Annotated in this window: 22 protein-coding genes and 1 tRNA gene; 2 read left to right on the forward strand and 21 right to left on the reverse strand. The window is 34.2% G+C overall.

What is annotated here, in order from left to right; translation table 11 throughout:
- Nucleotides 1–75 precede the first annotated feature (75 nt).
- The 3 genes from IGJ24_RS07055 to IGJ24_RS07065 are packed head-to-tail and all read right to left on the reverse strand — an operon-like array spanning nucleotide 76 to nucleotide 2,109.
- Entirely contained in the window at nucleotides 76–969 is an 894-nt protein-coding gene (locus tag IGJ24_RS07055) for a deoxyribonuclease IV (protein ID WP_289865851.1), read from the reverse strand.
- Nucleotides 970–979: 10 nt separating this feature from the next.
- Nucleotides 980–1,447, reverse strand: a complete 468-nt coding sequence (locus IGJ24_RS07060; protein ID WP_289865849.1) for a DUF1801 domain-containing protein — start codon at nucleotides 1,445–1,447, stop codon at nucleotides 980–982.
- Complete coding sequence (locus IGJ24_RS07065; RefSeq protein WP_033592453.1) at nucleotides 1,447–2,109, reverse strand: YdeI/OmpD-associated family protein; 663 nt, start codon at nucleotides 2,107–2,109, stop codon at nucleotides 1,447–1,449. Before IGJ24_RS07065 ends, IGJ24_RS07060 begins: the two co-directional genes overlap by 1 nt.
- 436 nt (nucleotides 2,110–2,545) lie before the next feature.
- Here IGJ24_RS07065 and IGJ24_RS07070 point away from each other — a divergent pair, with 436 nt between their 5' ends.
- Both IGJ24_RS07070 and IGJ24_RS07075 read left to right on the forward strand, forming a co-directional pair.
- Nucleotides 2,546–2,836: a hypothetical protein gene (locus tag IGJ24_RS07070; protein WP_002393362.1), complete on the forward strand. Its 291-nt coding sequence runs from the start codon at nucleotides 2,546–2,548 to the stop codon at nucleotides 2,834–2,836.
- A 466-nt stretch (nucleotides 2,837–3,302) separates the two neighbouring features.
- On the forward strand, nucleotides 3,303–3,554 hold the full coding sequence (locus tag IGJ24_RS07075; RefSeq protein ID WP_202575928.1) for a hypothetical protein: 252 nt from the start codon (nucleotides 3,303–3,305) through the stop codon (nucleotides 3,552–3,554).
- A gap of 58 nt (nucleotides 3,555–3,612) precedes the next feature.
- Here the strand turns inward: IGJ24_RS07075 and IGJ24_RS07080 are convergent, their stop codons facing one another.
- From IGJ24_RS07080 to IGJ24_RS07165, 18 genes are all read right to left on the reverse strand, one after another.
- The gene (locus tag IGJ24_RS07080; protein WP_202575927.1) at nucleotides 3,613–4,098 is read right to left on the reverse strand and encodes a DUF2335 domain-containing protein; all 486 of its coding nucleotides are present in this window, start codon (nucleotides 4,096–4,098) and stop codon (nucleotides 3,613–3,615) included.
- Nucleotides 4,079–4,315, reverse strand: a complete 237-nt coding sequence (locus IGJ24_RS07085; RefSeq protein ID WP_202575926.1) for a hypothetical protein — start codon at nucleotides 4,313–4,315, stop codon at nucleotides 4,079–4,081. The genes IGJ24_RS07080 and IGJ24_RS07085 overlap by 20 nt, the downstream gene beginning before the upstream one ends.
- Nucleotides 4,316–4,384: 69 nt before the next feature.
- Nucleotides 4,385–4,458: transfer RNA gene (locus IGJ24_RS07090), tRNA-Ile, on the reverse strand.
- Nucleotides 4,459–4,526: 68 nt separating this feature from the next.
- Nucleotides 4,527–5,144: a GNAT family acetyltransferase gene (locus tag IGJ24_RS07095; protein ID WP_202575925.1), complete on the reverse strand. Its 618-nt coding sequence runs from the start codon at nucleotides 5,142–5,144 to the stop codon at nucleotides 4,527–4,529.
- Between the two features lie 9 nt (nucleotides 5,145–5,153).
- Nucleotides 5,154–5,327, reverse strand: coding sequence for a hypothetical protein (locus IGJ24_RS07100; RefSeq protein WP_202575924.1), 174 nt, complete (start codon nucleotides 5,325–5,327; stop codon nucleotides 5,154–5,156).
- Nucleotides 5,328–5,666: 339 nt separating this feature from the next.
- On the reverse strand, nucleotides 5,667–6,260 hold the full coding sequence (locus IGJ24_RS07105) for a DUF6287 domain-containing protein (RefSeq protein WP_202530205.1): 594 nt from the start codon (nucleotides 6,258–6,260) through the stop codon (nucleotides 5,667–5,669).
- Between the two features lie 550 nt (nucleotides 6,261–6,810).
- Nucleotides 6,811–7,551: a CHAP domain-containing protein gene (locus tag IGJ24_RS07110; RefSeq protein WP_438775370.1), complete on the reverse strand. Its 741-nt coding sequence runs from the start codon at nucleotides 7,549–7,551 to the stop codon at nucleotides 6,811–6,813.
- Nucleotides 7,544–7,825 carry a phage holin family protein gene (locus IGJ24_RS07115; RefSeq protein WP_289865834.1) on the reverse strand — a complete coding sequence of 94 codons (282 nt, stop codon included), beginning with the start codon at nucleotides 7,823–7,825 and terminating at the stop codon, nucleotides 7,544–7,546. The genes IGJ24_RS07110 and IGJ24_RS07115 overlap by 8 nt, the downstream gene beginning before the upstream one ends.
- 29 nt (nucleotides 7,826–7,854) lie before the next feature.
- Complete coding sequence (locus tag IGJ24_RS07120; protein ID WP_289865833.1) at nucleotides 7,855–8,136, reverse strand: hypothetical protein; 282 nt, start codon at nucleotides 8,134–8,136, stop codon at nucleotides 7,855–7,857.
- Nucleotides 8,137–8,153: 17 nt separating this feature from the next.
- Nucleotides 8,154–9,584: a BppU family phage baseplate upper protein gene (locus IGJ24_RS07125; RefSeq protein ID WP_438775371.1), complete on the reverse strand. Its 1,431-nt coding sequence runs from the start codon at nucleotides 9,582–9,584 to the stop codon at nucleotides 8,154–8,156.
- 37 nt (nucleotides 9,585–9,621) lie between these two features.
- Nucleotides 9,622–9,747, reverse strand: a complete 126-nt coding sequence (locus IGJ24_RS07130) for a hypothetical protein (protein ID WP_438775372.1) — start codon at nucleotides 9,745–9,747, stop codon at nucleotides 9,622–9,624.
- Nucleotides 9,747–10,061 carry a hypothetical protein gene (locus IGJ24_RS07135; protein WP_438775373.1) on the reverse strand — a complete coding sequence of 105 codons (315 nt, stop codon included), beginning with the start codon at nucleotides 10,059–10,061 and terminating at the stop codon, nucleotides 9,747–9,749. The genes IGJ24_RS07130 and IGJ24_RS07135 overlap by 1 nt, the downstream gene beginning before the upstream one ends.
- Complete coding sequence (locus tag IGJ24_RS07140; protein ID WP_014862403.1) at nucleotides 10,051–10,542, reverse strand: hypothetical protein; 492 nt, start codon at nucleotides 10,540–10,542, stop codon at nucleotides 10,051–10,053. The genes IGJ24_RS07135 and IGJ24_RS07140 overlap by 11 nt, the downstream gene beginning before the upstream one ends.
- The gene (locus IGJ24_RS07145) at nucleotides 10,542–10,829 is read right to left on the reverse strand and encodes a hypothetical protein (protein WP_368568054.1); all 288 of its coding nucleotides are present in this window, start codon (nucleotides 10,827–10,829) and stop codon (nucleotides 10,542–10,544) included. The genes IGJ24_RS07140 and IGJ24_RS07145 overlap by 1 nt, the downstream gene beginning before the upstream one ends.
- A complete protein-coding gene (locus IGJ24_RS07150; protein ID WP_438775374.1) occupies nucleotides 10,826–11,422 on the reverse strand; it encodes a hypothetical protein in 597 nt (198 codons plus the stop codon). The genes IGJ24_RS07145 and IGJ24_RS07150 overlap by 4 nt, the downstream gene beginning before the upstream one ends.
- Nucleotides 11,415–12,296: a phage baseplate upper protein gene (locus tag IGJ24_RS07155; RefSeq protein ID WP_438775375.1), complete on the reverse strand. Its 882-nt coding sequence runs from the start codon at nucleotides 12,294–12,296 to the stop codon at nucleotides 11,415–11,417. Before IGJ24_RS07155 ends, IGJ24_RS07150 begins: the two co-directional genes overlap by 8 nt.
- 18 nt (nucleotides 12,297–12,314) lie before the next feature.
- Nucleotides 12,315–15,113, reverse strand: coding sequence for a phage tail spike protein (locus IGJ24_RS07160; RefSeq protein WP_438775376.1), 2,799 nt, complete (start codon nucleotides 15,111–15,113; stop codon nucleotides 12,315–12,317).
- Entirely contained in the window at nucleotides 15,110–15,859 is a 750-nt protein-coding gene (locus tag IGJ24_RS07165) for a hypothetical protein (protein ID WP_029660012.1), read from the reverse strand. The genes IGJ24_RS07160 and IGJ24_RS07165 overlap by 4 nt, the downstream gene beginning before the upstream one ends.
- Nucleotides 15,860–15,861: the final 2 nt, after the last annotated feature.

Raw genomic sequence — 15,861 nt, forward strand, 5'->3', positions numbered from 1 at the left:
TTTGCAAAATAGTGATTAAAAGTCAAAAATATACGCTCTTAAATGTCAATAGGACCTTTAAGAGCGATTGTTGCTTTAGTTTTGTCCTTGAATTTTTTCTAATAATTCTGGATCAAATTTTTGATTTTTTAACATCGCAATTTCAAAGCCGTAAGGGGCCTTTTTATTTTTTTTGTCTTCTCCGACATAAGGTGTTTCTAAAATTTTTGGTAAAGCAGCTAATTTTTCATGGTGAACCACACCGTTTAAAGCTTCAAAACCAATAGTGCCAAAGCCAATATTGGCATGACGATCTTTATGTGAGCCCATAGGATTTTTAGAATCATTCACATGAATAACTTTTAAACGATCCAATCCGATAATTTTATCAAATTCAACTAATACGCCATCAAAATCATCTTTTACATTATAACCTGCATCATTAATGTGGCAAGTATCCAGAGTGACAGAAAGTTTATCATTTAGCGTAACTCCGTCAATAATCGCAGCTAGTTCATCAAACGTACGGCCGATTTCGGTCCCTTTACCAGCCATGGTTTCTAAAGCGATTTGAGGGATTTGCTCTTTCCACAAGACTTCGTTTAGACCTTTAACAATTTGTTTGATGCCGGCTTCTGGACCTGCACCAACATGCGCACCTGGATGTAACGTGATTTGCGTTGCTCCCAACGCTTGTGCTCGCTCAATTTCTTGACGCAAAAATTCTACGGCAAAACCGAAATTTTCCGTTTTAATTGTATTACCTAAATTAATAATATACGGGGCATGAACGACGATATTACTTAAATTGTGTTCCTTCATAAAAGCTTGCCCAGCTTCAATATTCATTTCTTCAATCGGTTTCCGGCGCGTGTTTTGTGGCGCACCTGTATAAATCATAAAGGTTGTTGAGCCATAACTAGCCGCTTCCTCGGCAGAGCCTAATAGCATTTTCTTGCCACTCATACTAACGTGTGATCCTAATAACATGTGGTTCCTCCTAATAATTCTTCTTTTTCTTTTGGTGGTATTGATACTGTTGCAGCCATTCTTCAAGCGTGATTTTTGTTACTAATTCGCCAATTAGTTCATAGGGTATTCGCTTAGGATTAGTGAAGCGAAGACAACTTTTCCCCATGTTTAGCTTTGTTGACACTTGTTCCTGATAGGCTTCTTGAAACCAACTTCGGACGGCTTCATTTCCCATTAATCCCATGTGATATAAAGCTACTTGCCTTTTAGTAGCGCCTAAGCTGATAAATGGTAACGGTTCATCACCACGGTTAAGATAGCCTTCTGGAAATACTGAAAGCGGCACAACAAAGGTTGGCATGCCATATTGCATTGTTAATTCAAATCCTGCTGGCAAATTTTGCGAAACGACATCTAATACTTGCTGATAAGCAATTCGCCAGTTTGGTTCAACTGTTTCGATGTATGCTGTAACTGTTTCAATTGACTGCGCCATTATTTCTTCCTTTGCTGATAAAGCGCTTTGGTTTTATAGCCTTCTTTTAAAATGACTAACATTTCAGTTTGCCGCTTTTTCCGTGTCTCCGCTCGCTTTGCACTAAATACATACCGCGCCCACTCTTTTTGATAACCAGGCGTTAATGCAGCGAATGTCGCTGCAGCAGCTGGTTCTGTTTGTACCAACGCTTCAATTTCTGGTAAATATTGAACATAATCCCCAACAGCAGAACTGGTCTGATTCTTCGCTGGCTTTTTAAGAACATTCTTCATGCCGACAACCGTAAAAGTCTCATCTAAACTAACCATGCGATTAAATTTTAAGGTTGAGCCTTTAATATACCCATCTGCCTCGTTTACTTGTAATGTTGGAAAAATTTCATCTCGGTGGACAAAGGTTGGATACATTTTATTGCCTTTTTTCGGATAAGCCACATATAACAACCCATTTTCTACTAAATGTTGACCTTCAATCACCATTGAAACAATCTCTTGAAATTCCGCCATCGTTTTCACAAATGCAAAAATCAGCTCAACTGGTTCTGAAGGTAATTGCTGCGCGGCTGAAACAAATTCAGATAGATACTCTGCCTGTGGTCTATTTAAAATAACTGGGTGCTGATACTTCGTTAAGTTTAACTTTTCGACAATTGATTTCATAACCTACTCCTTATAGCGACTGCACTTTTTATTCTAGCATAGCACAAGTTATCTGTAATTGAATATGCCCAATAGTAAAAAAGAGTTTTTTGTAACATTTGTCCTTTTGATTTTCAGCTTTTTATTTCAATACTATCATAACAAAGGACTTTTCTTACAGTCCTCCTTATTGTTGATACAACAGTACCCACCCATTACTTTTCTAATATAGTCTATAACAAATTTGAATTTTTATTGTAGACTTTTGTGAACATTGATATACTATCTTTAACGTCTATATGCTTTAACCAATACTTTTCCTTAATGAATCACCATAGAGAGGAATAATAGTCTAACTTTATTAGTGATTAACACTTTGGACATTTACAAAAAGCTTGAAGCAATAAATATATTAGCAATAATAATTTTACTGGAAAGGTGGTGAAATAGAGTGGGAATGTTTACAAAAGGACAAAAAAGTGCTGCAGAATCTATTTATCAAAAAGAAATAAAAAAATTTTTAAAACCTAAAGATGGTTTAACTCATCTAGTTATGGTAAATAGTTTTAGTAAATGGATTAATCAAAATTTTGGCTGTGAGGACAAATACACTACGCAAATTGATGAAATAATATCTTCTATGCAGTTAGATGGTTATGAAATTGTTGATATAAAAATTGATTCACTACAAAATCAAGGTCTGTCAGGATCTATGGAAGGTTTCCATACAGTAATATTATACAAGTAAGGATTGGCTATCTGTAGTGAGACTTAAAAATTAGACAGAATACCGACCAGAGAAACTTGGTCGGTATTTTTATATAATAAACCGTTCAAGATAATGTTGGTGACTATTGATTCTAGTACTATAAGCAAAACTTTATAAAAAGACTTGCTTACATTAAGGTAAACAAGTCTTCCTAAAGCAAAATATTAAGCTATTATTAACTGTTAACTATTATTTTTAATTTATAAACCGCATAAGATTGAAGTTCACAGTGTTTTAGTATTTTAACAAGAAATATATTTCTTTATTCTTAAGCATTCCGTTCCATTCTAAACCTTTATTTATCAGCATTTTAAAACTAAGTCTATTCTTTCTTGTGTGGTTTTTATTCTAATTTTGGTATTCAAATGGTATTCAATTTCATACCTAGACGAATAAAAATAATCTTAATATAATATAGTTAACTGCTAGCAAGGAGTTGATTTCTATGAAACCAAATTATGTAGGAACAATTCATAAAATCAAGGTATTAACTACTTATCCAGAAATGTTAGTCCGCTTTTCTTTACAAACTCAAAAAGAGACTATCAACTGCATTATTTCTAAAAAAGAATTGGCAGATGAATTGCTTATGTTACCTGATGGCACAGAGCTTGCTGTTTATGGTAGGTATAATCAAAAAAGCCAACTAGTTGTGGTGAAAATGTGTGTGCGGAAAATACAAAAAACTATTCCTTAAAAGGAATAGTTTTTATTTTTTTAATAGCTTAATCGTCAAAATCAATTACCAGAGATTATTATTCATCTTCTTTCTTTTTTTCTTTAGAATCTTCTTTAGAATCTTCTTTAGATTGATTAGACGAGTCATCGTTGGTAAACGAACCTACTAAACCTAATAAAGAAGTTCCAGATAATAGCGTTCCTGTAATTGCGTGACCTCCATTTATAAGCCAAACGCCTCCTGAAATAACTATCACGCCTATCAGAAAACCTAAATATTGACCTCTTTTTTTATTACGATCTGAATTTTCTAAACGAGATTTTTCCATCTCTCGCCTATGAACCGACTCTTGCACTCCATTTTCAATTATTAATTTTGCAGCACCCTTGTCTAGCTCTTCATATTTTTTTAATATCTCTGGATGAGGTATAGGTCCATAGTGCATTTCCAAAGTTAACATAGCTTGCTCCTTTTGCTTTGGACCCAGTCTATCAACTTTATCAAGTATTTCTCCAACCTCTTCTACAACATCTTCAGATAAATTATGATTTCGTTCTCTCATATTCTCCAATCGCTTTCCTTATATCATTTCCAATTTTTCTATAATCTGATTGTATATTTTTTTTATCTGATTTGGTTCCCATACTAGTTGAAACCGATCTTACTACATTATCTAAGATATAATTACTATGAATAGAAATAACTTTAATAAATCCATATAAAAAATTGCTGTATCCTTTTATAGCCATGGATAATCCTTTTTGTACTTTATTTTCCATTCAATTCACCGCCCTTCTATACAAGAATGCTCTATACTATTACTCATGCCAAGTGTAATTTTAGTTTTATGGACCATGATGGATTCGAACCATCGACCGAACGGTTATGAGCCGTTTGCTCTAACCAGCTGAGCTAATGGTCCAATACAAAAATAAAAGTGTTCAATATATTAATTGAGCACTTTATACAATTATTTCTAAGTAACATTAATTATAAATCACTGATTTGCTTTACAAATAAACAATAATTATTGGGAGACTCATAATCTTCTAATTGTACAAAACCATTTTCCGAATAAAAGGTCTTTATTTTTTCGTTGTTTTCACATTCTAAATGTAGTACTCTTCCTCCCACTAATGAATGCGCTTCTTTTACTTTTTCATATGCTAAAGCAAGTAAATCATTTCCTGAAATTTGATTAGCTTTTTTCGCTATTTCACTATAATTTTTTCCCAATTGCCCTAATAAATAACCTTTACATTCATAATTTTTCATATCTGTTCGATGCCCAAATCCCATTAATCTTTTCCGTTGAGAATTACTTATTTTTTTACTATTAAATTGTTTTTTAGGAATCACTAAAGGCTTATTAGATATTGAAAAATATCCAGCTAAATAAAATTTACTTTGATAGGTGCTTAATACCAAATAGGTACGAGCCATATCCATTGTTTCAAAATTTACAGCTTTATTATGTAAAAAATATTCAACATCACTGGCACCAAAAGATAAAGATTTACATTCAAAAGAAAAAAGGAGATTTTTAATCTCCTCTTCAGTATTATCTGAATTAATCAAATCTAATAAAGGTAACACTGTTAATGCCATTAAAGCTTCCTACTTTCCAAGAAAAGATTTCATAATATCATTAATTTTGTTACTGTCTCTCACAGTTTTTACACTTTGATTAATATTATGATCAACTCTTCTTGATTTTTCAATAGCATCAAGTAATTTAATACTTGACTTAGCATTAAATTTAAAATCAGATTGAAAACTTTTAGTAGCCATAACAGCTTACCTCCATTCAATTATCCACACAAAAATAAAATAACGCCCACATAGAATAATACTAAACCAACTCAATTGAAGAAAAATTTTATTCTAAAATATTTCTTCAATTGAGTCAGAAAGTGACGTCACTTTTTCTCATAAACAATATAACATCTAATTACTCTGTATGCAATAAAAATATAGCATACAAATAATAAAAAACACAGCATACAAACATACAAAACAGAACAAAACAACTTAAAATACGAATATATAGTTCAACAAAAGCCGATTGAAAACTATATTAAATTTAATTAAATAACAAAAAATGGCAACCTAGGAAAAGGTTACTCAAATTCATGCAGATACTCGATAATAGTATGCCTCAGATTGAAAAGGTCCTATACTATTTTGAGACCCAACAATTCTGTCTTTTGATACATCTGAATTGTCTCCTTTAGGATTTTCTACATCTTTTTCAAATAGGAATAAAAGAAAACCACCAGCAGCAGGTTCTTTGGGTTGTACTGATACGGTTGGAATACTAGTATCTGATTGACCTATTGTATCAATTTCTACTTTCATATTTTCATTAACAGTCCCATCACTCTTAATTTCCAATCGTTTACCTTCGCTATTTTCCCATGTCCCTACTAATGAACTAAAATCTCCTTTAGTAATAGCATCAGTATCCAAAGATTCTTCGGAAGTAACATTCACAGATGAATCTTCCACTGAACTCATTGATGTACTACTATTTTCCTCGCTGAACGTCGTACTGCTAGATAATTTATCACTTGATTCTGACGAATCAAACTCCTGCTGTTCGCTTTCCAATGTTACAGCATCTGATGAACTACTTTTCTCTAATTCAACCTTTTTCTGTCCACATCCCATAAATAAAAATGTTGCCAAACCAACTACTAATAAAACCTTTTTCAAAATAATCATTCACCTTTCATTTAATAATAGAATAAAATTAATTATCAAATTTTCCAATTAAATAATTGAATTAGCAGCTAATTATACTTATAAATCAAAAGGCGACCACCTTATCGGGAAAAGGCGGTCTGTATGAAAAAATAAGAGTTTTAATATGTATCAATATTTTACAATATCTGTTTTTTGAGTTCAATAATTTTTATGTAAAAAGATGCCGCCTCGTTTGGGAAAGGCGACAATAAGTAGTAATAAAACAAAAAGTTTGGTAAACATATTTTACCGCTTTCTTTTTTTTATTTCAACAAAAAAATGCACCTATCTTAGGACTCGGAAAAAGATAGATGCACCCTTCTTTTACTCTCATAAAAGAAAGTCAAATATGGAAATGTCAAAAGGTAATTATATTTTAAATCAAATATTTTTAAATTTCAATACCTTTATGTACAAAAACAGACATCTAAAAGGATACCTGTTTTTTCAATGGATTTGTTAGGAGGGAGTAAACCTCACTTGAAAGCCTAACTAAATTTTACATAATTTTATTCTAAATTTCAAGCTATTAAACAACTGGACAAACAGTCTCTAAGCGTTTGTACCATGGTGCGTTTTTAGGCCATTTATCTTTACCAAAGAACGGTATTTCTTTTCCGTTGTTCTCTCTGTATACTGTTTTTATTACTTCTGCTTCGTCTGGATGATACAATCGTCTACAGTTCACTCCATTGCAAAAGAAGGTAGCCCAGTGATCACCGTTATCTTCTAATTTTCCTGTTTTACTATTAATTGGTCGTTGATATAAACAAAACATCGTTGCTTCTCTCCCTTTTATTGTATTTTGTGGTCTTTGTATTGTTTGATTAACTACTTGTTGTGGAGCTTCGTAATTTGGTCGAATAACACCCCAAACACCGTCCATTGTGTGTTTTACTGGTTGAGCGGAACTTCCTACCTCCAAACTAGCATTGACCCAGTTTTGATCTACACTCACAAATGTACCATCTGGCCGTCCGTTTTCTACTGCAATTGCAGTATGCCCATATTGCGCATAAGCACCTAAGCCCCAAATCATCACATCTCCTGCTTGAATGTCTGTTGCTTGATACACGCGTAACCGTTGAAATCCAGCTGGAATTGCTTGGGTCGTTAACGCAATTGCATTTCCTGTTGGCCACCAATGAAAAAACTTATTCATCACGTGGACGGTCAAATCCATACATTGCGAGCCATATACGCCGTCCATATCTACTTGTTTGCCGATTAAACTATTTACATAGTTTACGACATCGCTTTTTTTAACCATTTGTTTGACCTCCTTCTTCTCCTGATTTTTTGATACCATAAATGGTTTGTTTCCATAATTGGTCACCGTATACCGTAATTCCTACTGCAACAAGAGCTACAAAAAAGTTGTAAGGACTATAGCCTCCGAATAACAACGGTGTAAATAAACAGCTAAAACATGTTAACGTTAGCGGGATACACCAGTTAGGAAACTTTGGGATTTCTTTAAACACTTTTCCTACAACAAATATGCCAAACATCGCTAATAACATTTCTGTAGAAAAATTTTGCATAAGATCACCTCCTAAAAAGAAGCACGAAATTATTTTCGTACTTCTCTTTCTATCTCATTCACTTTGTCATCAATCCGTTTTACATCTGAACGTGTATTGATCAATTCGTTTTTAATCTCGCTCAACGTGGCTAAAAACTCTCGTCGGTCTTGTTTTGCATTTTCTCGTTCTTCTTTCAATTCCGTTCGATAATAACCATTTGACCGCCACGCTGAAAAAAGGATTACTCCAACCAAAATCACCGTTAAAGGTAAAAAAATAAGCCCATCGATTGTGACTAGCTTCGCAAAAATCTGATCGATTCCTTTCACACCTTCTCACCTTCTTTCTATTCAGTGAGAATTTTTTTCGCTTCTTTTCCTCCAAACACTTCACTCCATAATTCTTGAATCTGCATTTGCATTCGATCAATTATAGGATCTCGTTTGTAATAAATAAGATCGGACAAATAAATCCTATAAGTAAACTTCACTGATGTTTTTCCATAATATAATGAGGTTGAATATCCTTTTTCCCCCCTCATTAAAATTGAAACTCGACCATACTTATCTAAAAATTGATAGTTATTCTTTTTAAGAACAGTATTTGACATAGCTTTGAACACATCCCTTTCATTATTCCTAGCAAATTCTATCCATTGACTATCTTTATTGTTGTACCATAAACTACTTAATCCTCCATCACCTCCAGACCAATCATTTGGTGTATCACTATGACGTGCCCAACCGTAAGTAGACGGTGTAATATCAATGAGATTTTTCTCAAGAATTTCAATTTGTTTTTCTAAATCAATACCTCGTAAATTTTTAAAATATTCTTCTCCTAACCAACGTTTCATCTCTTCCACAAAATTCCATTGTATACGTAAACAAGGTAGATACATTGAAGAAGTACTTGATTTGCTAGATGACTCCGTTTTTTCACCATTTAATGCACGATAGCCTGATACTCCTTGTTCACTCAAAAGCGTTTCTGGAGTTGGCAACTGGCCTTTTTCATAGTCAATGTATACTACAGAAGAGGAGATATTAGGATTTTCTACTAAACTTCCCACAATTTTACCTTCAAAAGTTAATTCTTTTTCCAAATCAAAGTATCCTTTTAGAAATATGTTAGCCAGTTCATTTCGAGTAATTACTTCATTATCTCCAATCAATTGCAATAATTTCGAAACTTCTATTTGATTAACTTCTACTTTTTGGTCTAGTTCTTCTACTTGTTTATTTAACTGAGAAATACTCGATTCTAATTTTGGTCTTAACGCTTCGATTGCTTCTTTTTCTCGTTCCGCTAACTCAAAAATTTCTTGCTTGATTTGTTCAAAATCTTTAATGTAAACCTCGCTAATTTCTTCCATATCGCTATCAATTTTTGAGCGTACGACCGTGAAAGTAAAGGACAATTCATCACTATGCGAGCCATCTTCAAAGTCTAAATACAAGTATCCTTTGATTTCTCCTTCATAGTTTAAAAGCTTATCTGATAAAGGATAAAGGATTCTTCCTTCTTCTGGATTTTCTATAATTGGTTGACTGTCTAAGTAAGTAAATTTTCGTTCTTTGCCATCTTGTATGCCTGTAAATAAAAGTTTTACAGTAACATTGGTTAAATCCAACGCTTCATTTTTTTGATTTTTCAAACGAAAATCGAAAGCAGCTGAACCTTTATCATAGCTATAAAAAATATAATTTGTTTCTATGTCATGATGATTCGCTACAGAAGTCCGCACCTTTAATTGACCAATTTTATTATGCGTCACAAAATTCCCTCCTTTCCGAAAAAAGAAAAACAAGAAGCTATTCAGCCGCTTCTTGCTCATTTAAGATTTCTTTCACTCGTTTAACTAACACTTTCGGACAATCAGTTAATTTCTTTGTTTTTTGTGTAATTGCTTTTGCCCAAATTTGACAAAGTCCCTCCATTATTCAGCCCCTCCTAACACTTGTTCAGATAAGAACAACACTGAATCCGTTAATTCAGACACTTGTTTTTTCAATTCTTTATTCTCGGCTTGTAATAGCTCAATATCCGTAGGTGGCGTTGGCTCTGGTTCTGGCACATTGTCAGGATCGTATATTAAGCTTGTTCCGTCCCAGCGATAATTAAAGAAATCTGTTGGTTCTTTTTCTACTTCAAGTTCAATTTTATTCGGTTGTTCCATTGTGGAATATCCGTCTAAATAACCTTGAATATCATCAATCCAAATTTTCATGTTCTCTTTCCTCCTACCATTCATAAACTGCGCTTAAAGCAAACATTTTACTACCAGACCCTGCTGTATCACTAGATGATGCATTCATGTCATTACCAGTAATTTTAGTATCAGTGATATATAAATACTTCCGAACTAAATTAGTGTAGTAACCATGCAAAAGAAAAATAACACCTTTGGAACCTGGATTCTGTGCATGCTGTTTAGGAATAACGAAAAAGTGATAACATGCGCCGTTCAAAGTTCCTTCTTTTGTATATTCTTGCCATTGTAAAATCCAACCATTTTGACACTGCGAAAGCGGCTTAGAAGGTACTTGTCCGTTTCCTGCTGCCGCGCCATACCATCCGCCCGTCCATAATGGCTCTTTTTTTGTAATTTTTTGATACATTTTATCCGTATCTGCTTTAGTTACATACGATTCAAGCCCATCAATTGCGGCAGTATGTGTTTTAAGATAGACTGGTTTTCCTTTTTCTTTTAATTGAACAATATCTGTTGTCATTACACTTCCCCTACCTTTTCAAACGTAATTGCTGGCAATCCATCTAGTTTTGTTTTATCTTCTTTAGACATCAAGCCATTTTTTATTGAGGTTGCAACGTCTGTTGTTGTTGCATTTTGCCCTGCTGGACCTTGCGGACCAATGTCTCCTTTATCTCCTTTTGGACCTTGTGGACCTGGGTCTCCCTTTTCACCTTTTAATACTTCTGGTTTCCCTTCCACAGCATTCCAATGTGTTTGAGGAAATACCGGTATTCCTCCTTGTTTTACTTTAACAATGTCTGTCATTGTACTTCGCCTACTTTCTCAAACGTAATATCAGGTATTCTGTCAATGGCTTCTTGGACTTTTTGGTCAACATATTGTTGATTCACTCCGCCGCCATCACCACCACCAGTTGCTGAAATAACACCATCTTCTGAAATAGAGATATTCGCTCCAGCAGTATAACCTTTCAACTCTTCCAGTTTCGATTTTAGTTCAGTGGTGAAATTTTGATCTGTTTGTTTTACCGCAGACAACGTTCCGTCTTCTGCAATTTCTAACAGTTGGCCAACCTTTATTCCGCCCAATTCGTCTGTAGTAGCGATTGGAAGAATATACACGCCTCCCTCGCCATTTGACAACCGTTGAAACATTTCAGAAGTGATAATACCGTCTGTTTCTTCTGTTGCGTAAGGAAGTTCTGTCAGTGCATTTTCTAAGCCTAAATCTGCTTTAGTAATAATTACTGCCCCAGTATATCCATTAACAGATAATACTTTTGATTGACCCGCAGTAATTTTTTCTAATCCTCGAACAGCGGATGCATGTGTAATAGGATAAAACTGACGTTCCACGCCATTTTCATCGGTTTCCATCATTCGTTTTGCTTTAACCACTTATTTCACCCACTTTTTCAAACACATAAGCATTCTGTTTTGTTTCATCAACTGTTGCGATAACCAATGCCCCATCTATCGCAGGATAATCAACTGTTCCAACAATTTCTGTTTCATGATTCAGTGAAAAAGCATCATCTTGTAAAATAATCAAGTCACTTATTTCGCCATATTCTAACGTATATAAGCGTTTCTCTAATTTCTGATACAAATATTCCATATCTGCTAATAAACGTTCAGAAATTGAATTATGGCGCACTCCTTGAATGTCTACACGTGCATCCATTAGTTCTGCTAACATTGTTCCGCCTGGATCAACAGTTTTTAAAATATCTTTGATTGATTCGAACCATGAAGTGAAATCTGTTTTTTGCGTATCTCGCCACGCTTCGAACTCTTCTTTTCTAGCATTCATCCAATCAGTAAAATCGCCCTTATTTTCGTTGATAAAAGCGGTCATGTCCGCGATTAAATCTTCAATGGACTGCCAATAAGAACCCATTTCACCTTCTGTTTTCGAAGCAGCATTCACCACAAAGTAAGAAAAGTTTTGCGTTGCACCAATCAGGTTATCACCTTTATGAATACTGAAATATGCTTCTTGTCTGTGTAACGACTGCATAGAATATTCATCAAAGGTATACTGAATAATCCCTTTTTTGGCATTCACAATTTTTGCTGAACGTTGAATCGGATATTTATTATCAATAACCGATTCAAAAAAAACTTCGCAACCTGTTAAATCAAGTGGCCAAGCATTTTCAACTAGTATGGCTTCTAAGACTTCTGTGTTTCGATTTCCTTGTCGTACATTCTGAATCCCAATGTAATTGTAAGGTTCAGTTGTACTTAGCGTTGCTTGCCATTTAACCATTGAAAAATCCTCCTTTCGTTATTTTGGTGGAATAACAATCGATTGAATAGAATTAGCAAAATATAATCGGTCATATTTTGCGACAATTTGCCCTTGCTCGGCGTTCTGTTCTATGGTTTGGATACGTCCGTTATTTAAGCCGTAAATCACGCCCGTGTGACCATATGTTGGGTCTACTGTCCAACCTGTTCCCCATTGGCCACCTCGTCTAATATTGACGATTGCTCCTACCACTAAATCTTGATACGTTGGATTTTGGATTACTCGCCAACCTACCGCATTCCAATCATATGCTTCACCAATATCTGCAGCAGATGATGTATCACCAATTACATGTGAAAAGCCATAAATTGTTCCTGCACCTAAACCACAGCCGCCCATAAAACCAGAATATTCGGCTGGAACGGCATAACATTGCCCATTACCAAGCCATTTGCCCATTAAGGTCTCCAAATGTTCTATGCCAGCTTTTCCTGTTGCAGTAGAAGCTTTCAAATCTTTGAATTTGTCATACCATACTTGTGCATAGGTTTGTCTTTCTGGATGTGCTGCAGCTGGACGTTCAAAGTTTAATTCAAACGCATAAGCAGCTGTTTTAGGCGAGCTGACAACTTTAAATTCATCAACTGTTAATGGACTTACTTGTCCTAACCATTGCCCATTGAACATACACCAATTAATTAATTGAGCTTGGGCTAATGACGTCCTATAGTCTTGTTTGATACCTGCAGCTGCGATTAAGCGTTGTACATATTCTCGGCCATTCCAAGTTGGTGCGCCTACCAATGGATATGCTGAACCGTCCCATTGAACCCATCCGTAAGCTGGACCGCCTATTTGTTCGGTATCTGGGTTCATACTTGGACCAACTTCTCCTTGTACATTTCCAAGGATACCTGCAGCAGCTGCTTTGCTGTATCCGTTAGCTAATAGGTAACTCCATAAGTCCCAAGCAAATTTATCTGCATCGCTTGTAACTTCTGATGGATAACCACCTGTACCAGCTCCAGAACCACCACCACCATTTTGACCAGGTATAACTTCTTTGCCATTTAAAAATAACTTTTTAGCGTGAATCGTACTATCCTGACCATCTATTCCAATAAAATAAAAATCATTTCCCAAATGAAATTGCTGTCCCCCTGCAATAGCTATTCCAGTACCTTTTTTATTAGAAAAACCAATAACGTTGGTCTTTGGATCATCACCAGTTATGAGAAGTGAGTTACCATCTTTTATAACTGGATTTCCGTTTTCATCTCTTAAATCAGGAAAAGGATTTCCCTTTGTTCCCATTGAACCAACGTGATTAGCCCCATTCCAAAACTCCATTCCTTTTTTGGTTAACTGCATAATTTTTTTACTGTTATTTCTGATTTCTAACAAACCATTTACTAATCTCAATACATCGCCTGTTTTGTTAAAAGAGTTCTGAAATACATTTGCATCGATAATTCCTGTTTTAATAAAGTTCGCATTAAACTTACCATCTAAAGTCCATGCTGTAGAAAATGGACCTTGCCAGCCTTTAGAAGAAAAACCTATGCCACTTTTATTAATTCTTAGTACTAATTTTGCTTTTTCTAATTTAGCATTATCACAGAAAAATAAATCTGTAGGTCTGTTTTTTGGCCACCAAATCACGTGACCACCATCATTTCCTGAAATAATATTTGTCACAACATCAATAAAATTACTTGCATATTGTTTACCTGTATAACCTTTTAATGTTTCAGCAATTTCTTGCTTTTGTTTCTCAAAAAACGTATATTTTGTATCTCCTGCTTCTAAGGATTCTACTCTTTCAGCTAAAGAATCATAAACAATTTTTGTTACTTGTGCAGTGATTTTTATATTATATCTTTCATGGAAAACATCAAACGTATCAAATAAACCAATTGTTCGAAACGATTTAAATCGTTTTGCTAAAGCTGAATCTTCCATTTTTCTTATATTTAATTCAATGGATACTTTAGGTTTGTCACAATTAGGATTTAGTGAAGAGAAATATTTTTTTGCAACGTTGTTTAAACTAGTTTGATTCGTAACTCCTTGTTCTTCTGTAAATTGCACATATTCTGAATAAATCTCTCCATCATAATGATTAATATAGGGAGAATCCACTTTATTCCCGTATATTCTTTCGGTTTGCCCTTCGTTATTCTGAACATCTGCATATGGAAAAACTCTTGTTAATAAACCATCAAAATTAATATCTACTTTTAATCCTGACAGATTTTTTCTATATCTAAATGTTGTAACATGGTCTTTTCCTCGTCTATTCAATAAAGAAAGTTTGAATGGTTCATGTTTCATTTCACCGCCATAAATTTGGTTGAAAGAACCATCTATCCCTTTTATGCACTGCAAAGGATTTGTCACTTCAATATTTGTAGAGCCAACACGAGTAATATCACTAAATAATCGAATATCACTTTGTTGGTCCATTGCTTTTTCTAAATGTTCCATTGCTTCTTCACATGTGGCTCGTTCAAACGTTAATTTTTTAACCGCACGATTTCCTAATTTCATTGTTCGAGATTTTGCATAAACATATAAAACACCTGTAGCCATATCTTTGTAATGATTATAGATATAAAAAATATGGTAACTATCTTCTGCATTAGGCTTACATTTTATTTGATAATTATGATCTTCTAATTGCTCTGAATACTTAGCATTAATTGGAAAAGCTAATTCAGCAGTATAAGCTCCATTTCCTTCTTCTGTCACCAAGCACTTTTTACAATCAACAAGAACGCCAATTCCTCCTGCTTCAAAATCGGTATCTGTTGGACTATATAAAATAGGCTTCATATCTTTGTTTGCCACCTCGGTTCTAAACTAATCTTTTTTACATTACTACTCCAAGTAATATGGTTTTCTCCTGCATCTAAATACGGATACGTTTGATTGCTCAATAACTTTTTATGTTCATTTACTAAGATTCCATCTACTTCTCGGTACGTTTCCATTACATCAGGATCAGAATCGATAATAATATCTGATGTAACGTTAGAAAATTTTGTTTCTCTTCCGTTAATTGAAATAGTTATATTGCCAGAACCATATATTTTAATCTTAGGATAAGAAATATAACGTTCTGGATTAAAAATAGAACCTTGCTTATCAAGATAAATTGGATGCATACCAAAAACATTTTTCTTAAATGGAGCAATACTCAAATCAAACGAAAAAGGAACTCCTCTTAATGTCTGAGAAGTCCCTTCAAAATTAGGTTCATTTATTACAATTGCTTGGTAAATATAACTAGGGTCCCAATAAGCTACAAAATCTACATACTCGCCTTTGGTATCTAGTGCTTCAGTGATTAAATCTTCATAATGCTGAATACGATCCATAGTAGGTGATAAATAAAAACACTCCAAGGTTTGTTCTACATTGGTATAGTAACCACCATCATTGACAGCTAGTTTATTTAATCCTGAAACTTCTTCAAGAGTAAACACTCTTTTTGCTTTTTTCTTTTTTGGTCTTTCAGTAATAAATGCATTAAACTCTTTGCTCCAATGATTTCCTAATTTAAACCAACCATCTAACATAT

It is taken from the genome of Enterococcus sp. DIV0546 (assembly GCF_051712785.1).
GTDB lineage: Bacteria > Bacillota > Bacilli > Lactobacillales > Enterococcaceae > Enterococcus > Enterococcus faecalis.

What these genes read in the sequence shown, in the direction of transcription:
- IGJ24_RS07085 (WP_202575926.1), bottom strand. Translation starts at nt 4,315, where the DNA reads ATGGAAAATAAAGTACAAAAAGGATTATCCATGGCTATAAAAGGATAC.
- IGJ24_RS07110 (WP_438775370.1), bottom strand. Translation starts at nt 7,551, where the DNA reads ATGGTTAAAAAAAGCGATGTCGTAAACTATGTAAATAGTTTAATCGGC.
- IGJ24_RS07075 (WP_202575928.1), top strand. Translation starts at nt 3,303, where the DNA reads ATGAAACCAAATTATGTAGGAACAATTCATAAAATCAAGGTATTAACT.
- IGJ24_RS07070 (WP_002393362.1), top strand. Translation starts at nt 2,546, where the DNA reads ATGTTTACAAAAGGACAAAAAAGTGCTGCAGAATCTATTTATCAAAAA.
- IGJ24_RS07060 (WP_289865849.1), bottom strand. Translation starts at nt 1,447, where the DNA reads ATGGCGCAGTCAATTGAAACAGTTACAGCATACATCGAAACAGTTGAA.
- IGJ24_RS07145 (WP_368568054.1), bottom strand. Translation starts at nt 10,829, where the DNA reads ATGACAGACATTGTTAAAGTAAAACAAGGAGGAATACCGGTATTTCCT.
- IGJ24_RS07105 (WP_202530205.1), bottom strand. Translation starts at nt 6,260, where the DNA reads ATGATTATTTTGAAAAAGGTTTTATTAGTAGTTGGTTTGGCAACATTT.
- IGJ24_RS07165 (WP_029660012.1), bottom strand. Translation starts at nt 15,859, where the DNA reads ATGTTAGATGGTTGGTTTAAATTAGGAAATCATTGGAGCAAAGAGTTT.
- IGJ24_RS07115 (WP_289865834.1), bottom strand. Translation starts at nt 7,825, where the DNA reads ATGCAAAATTTTTCTACAGAAATGTTATTAGCGATGTTTGGCATATTT.
- IGJ24_RS07080 (WP_202575927.1), bottom strand. Translation starts at nt 4,098, where the DNA reads ATGAGAGAACGAAATCATAATTTATCTGAAGATGTTGTAGAAGAGGTT.
- IGJ24_RS07160 (WP_438775376.1), bottom strand. Translation starts at nt 15,113, where the DNA reads ATGAAGCCTATTTTATATAGTCCAACAGATACCGATTTTGAAGCAGGA.
- IGJ24_RS07055 (WP_289865851.1), bottom strand. Translation starts at nt 969, where the DNA reads ATGTTATTAGGATCACACGTTAGTATGAGTGGCAAGAAAATGCTATTA.
- IGJ24_RS07065 (WP_033592453.1), bottom strand. Translation starts at nt 2,109, where the DNA reads ATGAAATCAATTGTCGAAAAGTTAAACTTAACGAAGTATCAGCACCCA.
- IGJ24_RS07140 (WP_014862403.1), bottom strand. Translation starts at nt 10,542, where the DNA reads ATGACAACAGATATTGTTCAATTAAAAGAAAAAGGAAAACCAGTCTAT.
- IGJ24_RS07100 (WP_202575924.1), bottom strand. Translation starts at nt 5,327, where the DNA reads ATGGCTACTAAAAGTTTTCAATCTGATTTTAAATTTAATGCTAAGTCA.
- IGJ24_RS07155 (WP_438775375.1), bottom strand. Translation starts at nt 12,296, where the DNA reads ATGGTTAAATGGCAAGCAACGCTAAGTACAACTGAACCTTACAATTAC.
- IGJ24_RS07095 (WP_202575925.1), bottom strand. Translation starts at nt 5,144, where the DNA reads ATGGCATTAACAGTGTTACCTTTATTAGATTTGATTAATTCAGATAAT.
- IGJ24_RS07130 (WP_438775372.1), bottom strand. Translation starts at nt 9,747, where the DNA reads ATGGAGGGACTTTGTCAAATTTGGGCAAAAGCAATTACACAAAAAACA.
- IGJ24_RS07135 (WP_438775373.1), bottom strand. Translation starts at nt 10,061, where the DNA reads ATGAATGGTAGGAGGAAAGAGAACATGAAAATTTGGATTGATGATATT.